The sequence below is a fragment of the Gluconobacter frateurii genome (genome assembly GCF_002723955.1).
GTDB lineage: Bacteria > Pseudomonadota > Alphaproteobacteria > Acetobacterales > Acetobacteraceae > Gluconobacter > Gluconobacter frateurii.
This window is the reverse complement of the sequence record NZ_BEWN01000002.1, coordinates 40,103-52,833: the sequence shown is the minus strand read 5'-3', so window position 1 is coordinate 52,833 and position 12,731 is coordinate 40,103. Positions and strand designations below refer to the sequence as shown.

At 56.4% G+C, this 12,731-nt stretch carries 11 protein-coding genes; 8 read left to right on the top strand and 3 right to left on the bottom strand.

Annotated elements, in window-relative coordinates:
* Positions 1 to 133: 133 nt before the first annotated feature.
* Entirely contained in the window at positions 134 to 1,648 is a 1,515-nt protein-coding gene (locus GFR01_RS05655; protein WP_099181663.1) for a TSCPD domain-containing protein, read from the bottom strand.
* Between the two features lie 161 nt (positions 1,649 to 1,809).
* Here GFR01_RS05655 and mlaD point away from each other — a divergent pair, with 161 nt between their 5' ends.
* Genes mlaD through GFR01_RS05625 form a run of 6 tightly spaced genes read left to right on the top strand, consistent with a single transcriptional unit; the run spans position 1,810 to position 5,903 of the window.
* Positions 1,810 to 2,391, top strand: coding sequence for an outer membrane lipid asymmetry maintenance protein MlaD (mlaD, locus tag GFR01_RS05650; RefSeq protein WP_010504508.1), 582 nt, complete (start codon positions 1,810 to 1,812; stop codon positions 2,389 to 2,391).
* On the top strand, positions 2,388 to 2,609 hold the full coding sequence (locus tag GFR01_RS05645) for a ubiquitin family protein (protein ID WP_099181662.1): 222 nt from the start codon (positions 2,388 to 2,390) through the stop codon (positions 2,607 to 2,609). The genes mlaD and GFR01_RS05645 overlap by 4 nt, the downstream gene beginning before the upstream one ends.
* 2 nt (positions 2,610 to 2,611) lie before the next feature.
* The gene (locus GFR01_RS05640) at positions 2,612 to 3,289 is read left to right on the top strand and encodes a DUF2155 domain-containing protein (RefSeq protein WP_099181661.1); all 678 of its coding nucleotides are present in this window, start codon (positions 2,612 to 2,614) and stop codon (positions 3,287 to 3,289) included.
* 54 nt (positions 3,290 to 3,343) lie between these two features.
* Positions 3,344 to 4,066: a trehalose-phosphatase gene (otsB, locus tag GFR01_RS05635; RefSeq protein ID WP_063904877.1), complete on the top strand. Its 723-nt coding sequence runs from the start codon at positions 3,344 to 3,346 to the stop codon at positions 4,064 to 4,066.
* Positions 4,054 to 5,391: an alpha,alpha-trehalose-phosphate synthase (UDP-forming) gene (locus GFR01_RS05630; RefSeq protein ID WP_063904879.1), complete on the top strand. Its 1,338-nt coding sequence runs from the start codon at positions 4,054 to 4,056 to the stop codon at positions 5,389 to 5,391. Before otsB ends, GFR01_RS05630 begins: the two co-directional genes overlap by 13 nt.
* Complete coding sequence (locus GFR01_RS05625) at positions 5,388 to 5,903, top strand: disulfide bond formation protein B (RefSeq protein ID WP_099181660.1); 516 nt, start codon at positions 5,388 to 5,390, stop codon at positions 5,901 to 5,903. Before GFR01_RS05630 ends, GFR01_RS05625 begins: the two co-directional genes overlap by 4 nt.
* A gap of 5 nt (positions 5,904 to 5,908) precedes the next feature.
* On the opposite strand, the gene GFR01_RS05620 is transcribed toward GFR01_RS05625, so the two are convergent.
* Positions 5,909 to 6,082 (bottom strand): DUF1328 domain-containing protein, encoded by a 174-nt coding sequence (locus GFR01_RS05620; protein WP_082872746.1) that lies wholly within the window; start codon positions 6,080 to 6,082, stop codon positions 5,909 to 5,911.
* A 167-nt stretch (positions 6,083 to 6,249) separates the two neighbouring features.
* Between GFR01_RS05620 and GFR01_RS05615 the strand changes: the two genes are divergently transcribed.
* Positions 6,250 to 8,268: an NAD(+) synthase gene (locus GFR01_RS05615; RefSeq protein WP_099181659.1), complete on the top strand. Its 2,019-nt coding sequence runs from the start codon at positions 6,250 to 6,252 to the stop codon at positions 8,266 to 8,268.
* A 93-nt stretch (positions 8,269 to 8,361) separates the two neighbouring features.
* Positions 8,362 to 9,753 (top strand): NAD-dependent succinate-semialdehyde dehydrogenase, encoded by a 1,392-nt coding sequence (locus GFR01_RS05610; RefSeq protein ID WP_063904887.1) that lies wholly within the window; start codon positions 8,362 to 8,364, stop codon positions 9,751 to 9,753.
* Between the two features lie 98 nt (positions 9,754 to 9,851).
* Here the strand turns inward: GFR01_RS05610 and GFR01_RS05605 are convergent, their stop codons facing one another.
* Complete coding sequence (locus tag GFR01_RS05605) at positions 9,852 to 11,891, bottom strand: glycosyltransferase (RefSeq protein ID WP_244902184.1); 2,040 nt, start codon at positions 11,889 to 11,891, stop codon at positions 9,852 to 9,854.
* Between the last annotated feature and the right edge of the window lie 840 nt (positions 11,892 to 12,731).

Sequence of the window (12,731 nt, the reverse complement as noted above, 5' to 3'; positions counted from 1 at the left end):
TTACCCTGTGCGCATCCTTCTTATCCGGGCGAAATGTCCGGATTCCTTCTCAGCGCAGGCGCTAGCTACCGACGAGTCCGCGGGCTGTCAATGTATTCCAGCCACACGGAGGTCTGTAGACGCCATTTCTTCATCAACTGACCAGTCTGAGGCGCCGACCGCGTGGGGTGTCGCCAGAAGAGTGATCGAACGGCAGCATGGGAGATGGATCTTCCGAGCTGGGTTCGATCTGGGGAGCGTCTGGCATGTGCTGCCCGAGATAGGCTTCGGACAGCGTGCGGAACGCGTAATCCAGCATCGACGACGCATATGCGGTGCCTGGATCGCCCTCGACCGTTCCGGCGGGGCCGAAGCGGGTGTAGGCGAATCGCTCCACAAAAACTTCCAGTGGCGCGCCAAACTGCAGCCCAATGCTGACGGCCTGCCCCAGGCAATCCATCAGGCCACGCGCCATCGGACTTTCGCGCGTTGGAATGATGCTGATTTCGCCCAGTGTGCCGTCTTCAAATTCACTTGTGCGCATGAACAGGTTGTGTCCACCGACGGCCGTTCTCTGCGTGAAGCCGGTCTGCCGCATAGGAAGGGGACGACGGACGCCACGCTCTAGCTTTGCCCTGAGATTCGCTAGCTCTGGTTCTGGAAGTTCCGGCAGGAAGTCAACGGAGCGTTCCAGCGCACGGTGCATTGCGGTGTGTGCCTCGGGGCGCGTAGGCGGCAAAGGCGTTTCACCTGCAAGCGCCATGGCGAGAGCAGATTCGGGGGTCAGGCCGCGATGGGCGAGGCGGGCAAGCGTCGAGGGGCGAAGGTGCCCATCTTCCCGTAATGGGGAAAAAACAGGAGCCAGTCCGCAGGATTCTACACCAAGGAGGGCATCTATGGGCCCGGGCGCAGAAAAGCCTGTTTCAATGGGAGAGAGACGTCGCCCTTCCAGAGAAGCGCATGCCTGAGCGGCCAGACCGCGAAGGTCGGGAAGTGCGGGGCATGCAGGAATTGGGGGCAGCGACAGATCTGTGCCTGCGCGGGCTATGCTTGTTGCGAGCGCTGCAATGGCCTTGGCGGCATTGCGTCCTTCGTCGCTGTCATAGTCCAGACCCATGGATGCAAGGCAGGCATCCAGATCCGTAAGCAGAATGAGACCGGCGGGTTCATCCGAGGGGTCAACGGGCAGGTCGAACAGTGGAAGTTCGCCGGTGCGCTCAATGCGGGTTGCAGCATGCAGACGACGCAGAGAATCACAGGCCAGCTTCAGGCAGGCGACAAAGTGCTCTGGTGCGAAGCCGTCATCCTGAACAAAGCCGGACAGGCGAATAATAAAGCCAGGTGTTTCGTCCGGATGGCATTCCCAAAGCGCGATATTGGGAGCGAGCTGCCTCATGAGCAGCAGACATGACAGGCTTCGCCCCGGTGCCGGGGTGTTGGCTGGCGTACCTGGAAGTGGCGGACACGCATCGATCATGTCGACCCAGTGTGCAGCTTCCGTCGAGAGGCGAAGGGGGCCACCGTTCTGTGTGATCTGGGCCAGAGCCTGGGCGGCATCATCCTCCCAGGCAGCCGGAAGGGTGACGGAGCGCGTGGCGCTGTCGTCCGGATCGGTCGTGACCCGAAGCGTTCTCATCCGAACGCCGGTCCAATGAAGACGGGCTGTCATGCTGCGAATCTACGCTTCGTATCCGGCGCCCGGAAGCCGGAAAACAGGTCTTTTTGTCCCGTTAATGGGTGGGAACATGGGGATATGGGGGATAACATTTTCAGAGGGGGATAATCTCTGTTTCTCAAGGGAGGGTTGGACGGACGCCACGGAGTCCGCTAGTGCAGGAAAATGATTTTTTCGAAGGTGACGTCATGAGCGCAGCCATGGGAACAGCGCGTCCCGCCGCTCGTCAGGACCGGCTGGAACTGCTTGCCGGACTGCTGGTGCTGGTTTTTCTGGCCGGAATGCTTGTTCTGGCCATGCTGGGGCATCATCAGAGCAATGATGGTGGCTATCAGGTCCATGCGTCTTTCAGCCAGATTGATGGTCTGAATGTGGGCTCGGATGTGCGTCTTGCCGGTATTACGGTCGGGCATGTGACGTCGGAAGTCGTCGATCCGAAGACCTTTCAGGCGAAGGTGACGTTTACATTGTCTCCGGACGTGAAACTGCCGACGGATTCTGCTGCGATCGTCACGTCTGACAGCCTGCTGGGGGGCAAATATATTGCTCTGTCTCCTGGTGGAGCGGATGCGACGGTCAAGGCTGGTGGTGCTCTGACAGAGACGCAGGGGTCCATCAGTCTGGAGCAGCTTCTGAGCAAGTTCATCTTCTCCGTGACAGATACGCTTCAGAAGGCCCAGAAGACCCAGGGTGCCCAAACTCAAAAGCCTGCTGGCAGCCTGTCGGACGAGCCGTGACATCGGGTAATTTCCCTTGGCTGGATCACCAAGGGCAGCCGGTGGCCTGTGTTGAGAAGGTGCGTGTTCTGAGGGAAAACGATGCCGAATTGCGGCAGGCTCTTCAGGATGCGTTTGAGGATGGGATTCTGATGGGGGTTTCGCCGGAGGCCATGCGTCGTTCCTTTGCAGCGATGCTGGCAGATCTGACGGATCCGACGGCCAAAGGAAAAGAGTGATTATGGCTAAGCGTTCTTTTTCCCTTGGCGTGGTTCTTCTGGCTCTAAGTGCGCCTTCTTTTGCGCAGGCGGCAGTCGGAGTTGCGCCTCCCGCAATGTATCCCGCCAATCTCTGGCAGGGGCGTACCCAGGCGATCATTCGCGTGCTGGATCGTCTGGATGCGCATATTGAGACGTTGACTGTTCCGGTTGGGGGCACGGCGAATTACGGTACGCTTTCCGTGGCTGTTGAAGCCTGTGTCAGCCGGCCTGAGTCCTTGCCTGCGGATGCAGGTGCTCTTCTCCATCTTCGTGATACGAGAGATTCGGCGCGCGCGCCGTTCGATGGGTGGATGCTGCAGAATGAGCCCTCTGTCGCGACTTATGGCAGCCCCCTGTATGATGTGCGTGTTGTGTCTTGTGCCGGGGACAAGGTTGCGCCGGATGCTGGTCCGCTCCCAGCCACAAAAACGCCGCAACTGAATGACACAAATGCACCAGAGGAAGAGGGAGGGGACGATCAGTCTCATTCCGCGCCCTCGTCTGAGGGTGGTCCGGTGCCATTGGCTCCGGATACTCATGCTCCCATTCCTCTCGCACCTCCGAGCGGCGGGGCACAGTCTCTTGTGCCGTCTGCGCCGCAGGCTCCGCCTTCCGGGCAACCGTTGCCCCCTCCTGAGGCTGATCCCGGTCTCGAGTAAAGGGAGACGGGCGGAGCAGGGATAATCCTGACACTGGAAAGAGATAACTGACTCATGATCCAGGTTCCTTTTCCGCCCTCCAGAGCAGCCTTGCTGCTGGATTTTGACGGAACGCTTGTCGATATTGCTCCGACGCCGGAGAGCGTCACGGTTCCCTCCGGTCTGAAAGAGGATCTGCTTCGGCTTAAGGATCTTCTGGGTGGGGCTTTGGCGATTGTGACAGGGCGCCCAATTGCCCAGATCGATCATTTTCTTCCGGGAGTTCCGCACGCTGTTGCCGGTGAGCACGGTGTAGCCGTGCGCAAGTCACCGGTGCACGACGTTGATCATCGGGTTCTGCCTGCTGTTCCCGCTGATTGGCTGAGCGGTGCGGAAGAGATTGTGGCGCGGTATCCAGGTGCCAGTGTTGAGCGCAAAAGAGCGGGTATGGTCCTGCATTATCGGCAGAATCAGGACGCGGAACCGGCTTTTCGGTCTCTGGTTGGGGATTGGGTGGCTGAGCCGAATGGTTTTCGGCTTCAGGATGCGCATATGGCCATCGAGTTGCGCCCGCTGGGGGTGGATAAGGGCGGAGCGGTCCGCGAACTGATGGCTGAAAATCCTTTTCGGGGTCGGCTGCCACTCTTTGTTGGTGATGACGTTACTGACATGGATGGAGTGAGGGCTGCCCGCCAGATGGGGGGAGATGGCTGGCTCATTCCTGATGATTTTCCTGATGCAGCCACATTCCGCCGATGGCTGCATGATTTGTCGGAGGGACATGGATGGGGCGCCTGATTGTTGTTTCCAATCGTACACCAGCGCCCGGAGAGCGGACACAGCCTGCTGGTGGTCTGACCGTCGGGCTGTATGATGCCGTTCAGACACGTGACAGCCTGTGGTTTGGCTGGTCCGGAGAGCAGCGCGAGGATGCGCTTGAGCATCCTGTCACGGAGGAGCGTGTAGGGAATGTGACTTACGCCACATTCGACATGACGCCGCGGCAGTATGACCGGTTTTATCTGAACTTCTCAAACGGAGTTCTCTGGCCGCTCTGTCATTATCGGACGCAGCTCATCCGCTATACGCGTGAGGACTGTGAGGCGTATTACGAGGCTAATGCCGTATTCGCTGACCGTCTCGTCCCTCTGTTGAAAGAGGACGATACGATCTGGATTCACGATTATCATCTCTTTCCGCTAGGGCGGATGCTGAGAGATCGTGGAGTGACAGGGCGGATTGGTTTTTTCCTGCATATTCCGTTCCCGCCATGGAGCGTGGCGCGTCTTCTCCCACAGCTGAAGCGGTTGCTTGAAGGATTGGCCGGATGTGACCGGATTGGTGTTCAGACACCCGAGGACGCTCAGAATCTTCGGGGTTGCTTTGATGCCTACGGTTTGGAAGCGGATGTGGAAGCTGTGCCGATTGGTATTGATCCGATCCGGTTCAGGCAGCAGGCTATCGAGAGTGCCGCCGCGGAGGACGTCGAGCAGATTGTCGACAGTCTGGTTGGCAAGCGTCTGATCATTGGCGTGGACCGTCTGGATTATTCCAAGGGGCTGCCGGAGCGGATGCGCGGCTATGAGATGCTTCTGAAGAACTATCCGGAGTATCGGGGGAAGGTCACGTTCCTTCAGATTACGCCGGTCTCACGCACGGGGGTCGAAAGTTATCGGCTGCTCAAGGAAGAGCTGGACGGTCTCGTCGGAACAATTAATGGCGCGTACGGGACACCGGACTGGGTACCGATCCGCTATACGACGTGGCCAATTTCCCGGAATGTTCTGGCGGGGCTCTATCGGGTTTCGGATGTCGGGTACATCACGCCGCTGCGTGATGGCATGAATCTGGTCGCCAAGGAATTTGTGGCGGCGCAGGATTCCAAGGACCCCGGGGTTCTTGTGCTGTCACGTTTTGCGGGGGCTGCGCCTGAGATGCCGGAGGCGTTGCAGGTGAATCCGCTGGATGCTGAAGGGATGGCGGATGCGCTTCATGCGGCACTGACCATGGACGTGGAGACCCGTCATAAGGCATGGTCCGCACTCTATGGCGAAGTGTCCCGCAATACGGCGGGAAGCTGGGCCAAACAGTTTCTTGATAGCCTGGAGGCTTCCCGACCATGACGCTGACTGGAACAAAACAGCCCGATATGACCAGGATTTTGGGAGGGTTGTTTGTTCTGGCTGGTCTGGCTGCTCTGGGGACCGCATGGTTCGCAGAGCACAAGCTTTTGCTTGCGCCCTGTGAGCTTTGTCTTTGGGAACGCCGCCCTTGGCGCGTTTTGATTGCGATTGGGGTTCTGACGTTAGCAGTGCCGCGACGTTATGCGCGCTACCCGGTTTTGGCCGGGTTAGTGTGTGTAGCTGTCAGTATCGGTCTGGCAGTTCTACATGCCGGAGTAGAGCACAAGTTTTGGCCAAGCCCGGCTCCCGAATGCCGTGCGCCGGTTTTTCATGGGGGAAGTTTCAAGGACTGGATGGCCAGTATGCCAGCTCGTCCAAACAAGCCCTGTGACTCACCCGATTATCTGTTCGGGCTTCCTGTTTCCATGACGGAACTGGGTGGGCTGTATGCGATCGGTGTTTTTCTGTTGGGTAGTCTCGGGACCGTGCGACTGCTTCGGTCCCGAGACTGAGCTCCTTAGAGTCTTGTCCGTCCACGGCCGAAGATCAGGCTGATGATCAGTAGGACGAGGAAGATGAAGAACAGGATCTTGCCGATATAGGCGAAATCTGCCGAAATCCCCCCAAAGCCGAGAACGGCTGCACACAGGGCAAGGATGAGGAAGACAATCGTCCAGCGAAGCAGGTCCATGGGTAGTGTCTCCTGTGTCATGATGTTCTGCCATCTGGAAGAACGGGGATGAGGAACGCAGAACGGCACAGGACCGCTCCGGTTCAATTTCGCAACGGCTCTTTCGTGATACAGGCAATAAAATACGAAACCCGGCGATCGGGTTTTTCTGTTCCGAGAGGATCATCATGACCAGATTCCGCTCTCTCTATCATCAGGGCTTTGCGCGGATTGCGGCCTGTACGCTGCCTGTTTCTCTGGCCGAAGCACGGGTCAATGCCGAGCGGATTCTGGGCGTTCTGAAGGCCTGTGACCAGCAACGGGTCGCTGCTGTTGTTTTTCCGGAACTTGGACTGACCGGGTACACGCTTGATGATCTCCGCTTTCAGGATGTGGTGCTGGAGGAGGCGCAGGCCGCCCTGATCTGGCTGGCGGAGCAGACGGTATCTCTTATGAGCGTGGCTGTTGTTGGGGTTCCGCTGTGTCGGGGGGATTTGCTCTATAACTGTGCAGTTGTGTTGCATCGTGGGCGTATTCTTGGTGTGGTTCCAAAATCCTATTTGCCCCGGTATCGGGAGTTCTATGAACCGCGCCAGTTTACATCCGGGTTGGGGACGACGGGCAATATCCGGATTGATGGGACGGAAGTGCCGTTCGGGGCTGATCTTCTGTTTGCAGCAGAAGATCAGGCTGGGCTGACACTGGGTGTTGAGATCTGTGAGGATCTGTGGGTGGCCAATCCGCCGAGTGGTCGGCTGGCGCAGGCGGGTGCGAGCATCATTCTGAATCCATCTGCGTCTCCGGTGACGATCGGGCGGACGGATGATCGATCGCTCCTGTGTCAGGCGCAGTCCATGCGGACGTTGACGGCTTATGCTTATGCGGCTGCTGGCGAAGGGGAATCCACGACGGATCTTGCTTGGGACGGGCAGGTCTCCATCCATGAGAATGGGCGCCTTATGGCGCAGTCAGACCGTTTTCCTCAGGGCGAGCGGTTGGTTGTTGCTGATGTTGATCTGGATCTGTTGCGGCAGGAGCGTTTGCGGACCGGGCAGTTCGGGGTGGGATGTGAGAGCATCCGCACAATTGGTTTCGAACTGGGAGCGCCGGTTGAGGATCTTGGACTGAAGCGGGACGTTCCTCGTTTTCCGTTTGTGCCTTCTGATACGAAGACGCTGGCCCGTGATTGTTATGAGGCCTGGACCATTCAGGTCAGTGCGCTGCGTCAGCGTCTGAAAGCCAGTGGCGCGCAACGGGCTGTTATCGGTGTTTCGGGTGGTTTGGATAGTACGCTGGCCCTTCTGGTCGCTGCCAGGGCCGCCGATGAGCTGGGTTGGCCTCGAACCCATGTGCTGGCGTATACGATGCCCGGTTTTGCAACAGGCAGTGAAAGTCGTGGGCTGGCTCATGCTTTGATGGATGCGCTGGGCGTAGAGGCCCATGAGCTGGACATCCGACCGGCTGCGGAGACCATGCTCGCGGGTATTGGCCATCCGTATGCAGAGGGTAAACCCGTTCATGATATTACCTTTGAGAATGTTCAGGCAGGATTACGAACCGATTTTCTGTTCAGGTTGGCCAACCATCGGAATGGGATTGTGATTGGTACGGGAGATCTGTCTGAGTTGGCGCTGGGCTGGTGTACCTACGGTGTGGGGGATCAGATGTCCCACTACAACGTCAATGCCGGGATGCCGAAGACGCTGATTCAGCATGTTATCCGGTGGCTGGCGCGGGAAGGGGCGTTGGGGAGTGGCACGGCTGAGGTTCTGGAGAAGATCGTCAGTGCCGAAATCTCGCCGGAACTGGTGCCCGATACGGGGCAGGGCATTCAGAGCACGGAGCAGATGATTGGCCCGTATGCCCTTCAGGATTTTACGCTCTTTTATGTTCTGAGATACGGTTTCCGTCCGTCACGTATCGCCTTTCTGGCCGAAAAGGCGTGGGGTGATGTTACAATTGGCTCCTGGCCTGCGCATTACCCTGAAGATCGGCGGATTTCCTATGATCTGAAGGAGATCTGTCACTGGCTGGAAGTGTTTATCCGTCGGTTTTATGGCACCAGTCAGTTCAAGCGTTCAGCCATGCCGAACGGCCCGAAAATCGTTGCTGGTGGCTCGCTTTCGCCGCGGGGGGACTGGCGGGCTCCATCGGATGGTAACGCACGATCCTGGCTAAAAGAGCTGAAACAGAACACGGCTATGTGAACTTTCAAACTTTTCGGGGGTTGGGGGTTCCGTACCGTGGCTTTCATGCCAATATGTTGAAGTACCATTTTATCTAACGGAGATTTGTCCGTCATGGCTTACGCTACGACCAACCCTTATACGGGTGAGACGCTGAAGACTTTCCCGGAAGCAACCGATCAGGAAGTTCAGCAGGCGATTACCGACGCGTATGAGGCCTTCAAAAGCTGGCGTGATGTGTCTTTCGCGGAGCGCGCCAAGGTCATGAGCGCTGCTGGTGCCATCCTGCGTCGCGATATCGACAAGTATGCCAAGCTTCTGACCCTTGAAATGGGCAAGCTCTATGAAGAGGCCAAGCTGGAGACGATCCTCTCCGCTGAAATCTTCGAATATTATGCCAAGAATGCTGAAGAGCTTCTGAAACCGGAGAAGCTTCCGGTTGCTGATCCGAAGGAAGGCGAAGCCATCCTGATCCATCAGCCGCAGGGTATCGTCTTTGCGATTGAGCCGTGGAACTTCCCATATTATCAGATCGCCCGCATCATTGCGCCGCAGCTTTCTGCTGGTAACACGGTTCTGCTGAAGCATGCTTCGAACGTCCCGCAGTGTGCGGCGATCTTCGACGACCTGATGATCGAAGCCGGCTTGCCGAAGGGTGCGTTCAAGAACCTTTATGCGGCTCGTCATCATACGGCGGTCATCCTGAACGACCCACGCGTTTGTGGTGTTGCTCTGACGGGTTCCGAAGGGGCTGGTGCCATTGTTGCCAGCACGGCAGGTCAGGCCCTTAAGAAGGCCACCATGGAACTCGGTGGTGCCGATGCTTTTGTGGTTCTGGAAGATGCTGACGTTGAGAAGGCTGCGAAGTGGGCGGCATTTGGTCGTCACTGGAATGCTGGTCAGGTTTGCGTGTCGTCCAAGCGTCTGATCGTTGTGGATTCGATCTACGACCAGTTCCTTGAGATCTACAAGGCTGAGGTTGCCAAGCTGAAGGCCGGCGATCCGATGGATCCGTCCACGACGCTGGCTCCGCTGTCTTCGCAGAAGGCTGCTGACGATCTGAAGGCTCAGGTTGAAGAAGCCAAGAAGCATGGCGCTGTTGTTGAAGTGATCGGTGCACCGGTTCCAGAGAAGGGTGCATTCTTCCAGCCGCTTCTGATGACGAACCTGCATGGTGATAACGAAGCCCGTCACTGGGAATTCTTCGGTCCGGTCACGCAGCTTTATCGTGTGAAGGATGAGGCTGAGGCGATCCGTGTTGCCAATGACTCCCCATTTGGTCTGGGTGGCTCCGTCTTCACGAAGGATACGGCTCGCGGCGTGAAGGTTGCCGAGAAGATCTACACGGGCATGGTCTATGTGAACCATCCGACGATGGTGAAGGCTGATCTGCCGTTCGGTGGCGTGGCCCGTTCTGGCTATGGGCGTGAACTGATCGGTCTGGGCATCAAGGAATTCGTCAATCATAAGCTGATTGACGTCGTTGATATCGACGCTCCGTTCTGAGGTTGTGCGGCTAGAGTTTTCTCTGGCTTCTCAATTATGGAAAAACCCCGGGCAGATTATCTGTCCGGGGTTTTTTTATTGTTTTCGTGGATAAGCGTTTACAGACGTTGCACTGGGGCTTCGGCTGTCAGATTGATCCAGGGGTGACGCGCTTTCACATATTCGACGACGCGCGCTTTGTGAGCGGCCCGTTCCGTGGACATGTTGGTCATGGAATGGCCGTGTTGTCGGTAATCAGCCAGAATTGCTGGAACCTGACGCCCCGGCAGGCCGAGTTCGGCCAAGGTGCACCACAGGTCGAAGTCTTCCCATCCCATTGCTTCACGTGAAACATAGTATCCGCCTGCAGCGGCCCAAGCCCATTTCGCTACCATGGCCATGGCATCCACGCGGTTTCCTGAGACAAGGGCCAGCGGATGGAAAGGAAGGTCTCCCAAAACGGCGAATGAATGGGTGCTGCCTAAGGTTTCCTGAGGGGCAAGCGGAATAGGGCCGTTTTCATTGAAGCACTGAATGATGGGATAGGCGTAGGCAATCCCGAATGTCATGGAGGCATGAAGTGTTTCACAGGCATCGGGGCGCAGGAGGTTGTCTGCATCAAGCTGCATGACACAGTCTGTTTCTGCAGCATCCATTCCGATGTTTCTTGCGCCTCCCAGGCCGGCGTTGTGAACAGAGCGCTTCAGGATCAGTCGGTTGAAGCGAGTTGTGTTGCGCTCCATCCAAAGACGTACCAGGTCCACAGAGCCATCTGTTGAGCCGTCATCGACAACAATCAGATCAAGTTGAGAGAGGCTCTGCGCGGAAACAGAATTGAGAGCATCCAGGATATAATCTGAGTAGTTATAGGACGTGATAACAACGGTGACGTCCGCCTCACCAAATGCATCATGATGGAAAAGTGTTTCACTTTCGGGAATTACGGGAAGAAGGCGACGTTCCTGACGTTCGCGCGCGAGAAGAAGCTCGCTTGTTTCGGCGGCTTCTTCGTCATCCTGTAGAGAAGAAAAAGCGAGCTTTATGCGTCGTGTCTGGGCTTCTGGGCTGAATGGCCAAAGCACATCATGATATGCGGCTCGCGCCATGCGTCGTCGTAAGTCAGGGTTATCAATCAGAGTCAGGAGAGCGGCGGTCCATTCGTCGGGTGTGCTGGCCAAAAAGCCGGTTTCTGCGTGACGAACGAGCCGCTTGAACGGGCCGGTTGGAGAAACGATGGATGCACTTTCTGCGAGAGAGGCTTCCAGGAATTTAATTTCGCTTTTTGCCTCACAGAAGACGTTCCCAACCTCCAGGGGAGCAATGGAAATATCGAGCCGTCCAAATTCATTTGGGAGGTCTGATAAGGGAACAGTATCACGCCATTCGATCTGATGTGCCAGTTCCTGGAATTCTGGAAATTCCTCTAATGCCAGGAGGCTGGATTGTCCCTCCGGATCCCGGAACAGAACCAACCGCACATCCGGCCGCATTTTCAAAACATGCGCGAGGGAGGGAGAGGCGACGGCGAAGTCACGTTGGTGGGTTCTGGTGCCTGTTGCGTATCCGATCCGGATCAGTTGATCTCCGGCAGCAGAAAGGTGCAGTTCCTCACGCATGCGGGGGTGCAGGCGAGAACGGCGATGGGTAAGCCTGTCATAGGTGTTGGGAAGTAAATGCACGACGGGCTGCAGTTCGTGCATGGCGTGAGCCAGTTCGGGGGTTGTTGCAAATCCTTGATCGCAGCGCAGCAAGGTCCGGCGGATGTCAGTAAAGAAGTGCTCGGTTCTTTCTTCGGTTGTACCGATTGAACGGATACCGTCAATCAGGTCTATCCGGGCGTATCGGGGAACAAAAACAATATCGTCGGCGTCAAAGATGGTCTTGACGCCTTCCTGATGCGCCAGATCAAGCATGGTACTGACATGGCCACTATACTCTACGCGCCATAATACCATGACATCTGCCCAACAGATATCGTCATAACTGACGGCAGCGCAGTCCTGAACGCGTGCGTCGAATCCGGCGTGGCGACTGGCTTCTGCGTTGCGGTAACAGCGATAGGTCGTGCCCGGGATACTTGTTTCCCCGGCGATAAACAGAATGCGGCGTATTCCGGGGAAGGCTGGGTTGTCTTCTTCAGGAGAAGAGGCAGGGTCCACGGAAATTATTTCTGCAGGGTCTGGCGTGACGGCTGGGATTGCCTCCGTAGGGTAGGCAGGAAGGTCCCTGAGCGTGAATGTTTCGGGAAGTGTTGGCACATAAGGAATGAAAGGCGTGCGCAGCGCTCTTGTCAGCCTGCGCCAAACCGGTGCTGGGTGATGGAGAAATTCTTTGAGTGCTTCCAGTGCTGCTTGGCTTGAAGCCAGCTTGGTATTGAAGGTAGCAGCGTCTTGCTGGGCTGCTGCATACGACCGCTCAATCTGCGCCTGTTTGAGAGAAGCGAGCTCAAGTTGAAATTCAGCCTTTTCAAGTTGCTTCTGACTGTTGGCTAATTTTTCACAAATAAGAATATTTTCAGATTGAAAATGGTGATTTTTCTTGGACAGGGATTGAAGGGCAGATCTTTGTTCAGAAATATTTTCTGTAAGAAGTCGTGTTTCGATCCGGAGAGCGTGTGTGGAGGTCTCTGCAGTATGAAGGGCTTTGGTCGTTGTGATCAGGGCGCTTTTGGCGCGGCGTCCTTCCAGGTCATGTGCTAGAATTTGACGTATTTTCTGACGAAAATTCAGTGCTTCTTCGGATGTTTCACTCAGGAACGATAATGCCGTGTCGAGCGCGGAGCTTCGAATGTTCAGGCAGTCTGAAAGGGATATGAAGTCGCCCGAAGTATTCCGGTTCTGCCCGATGACAAGCGTTGTAACGGGAATTTGACTTGATGGGATGTCTTGAGAACTTTGGCAGACCAGTAAAATTCCATCAGTTTCCGTGCCAGTAGAAAATATGTTTCTCAAGTCTGGAATGAAATTTTTTTGAATATCTTCCAGCTGTATTCCTATCTG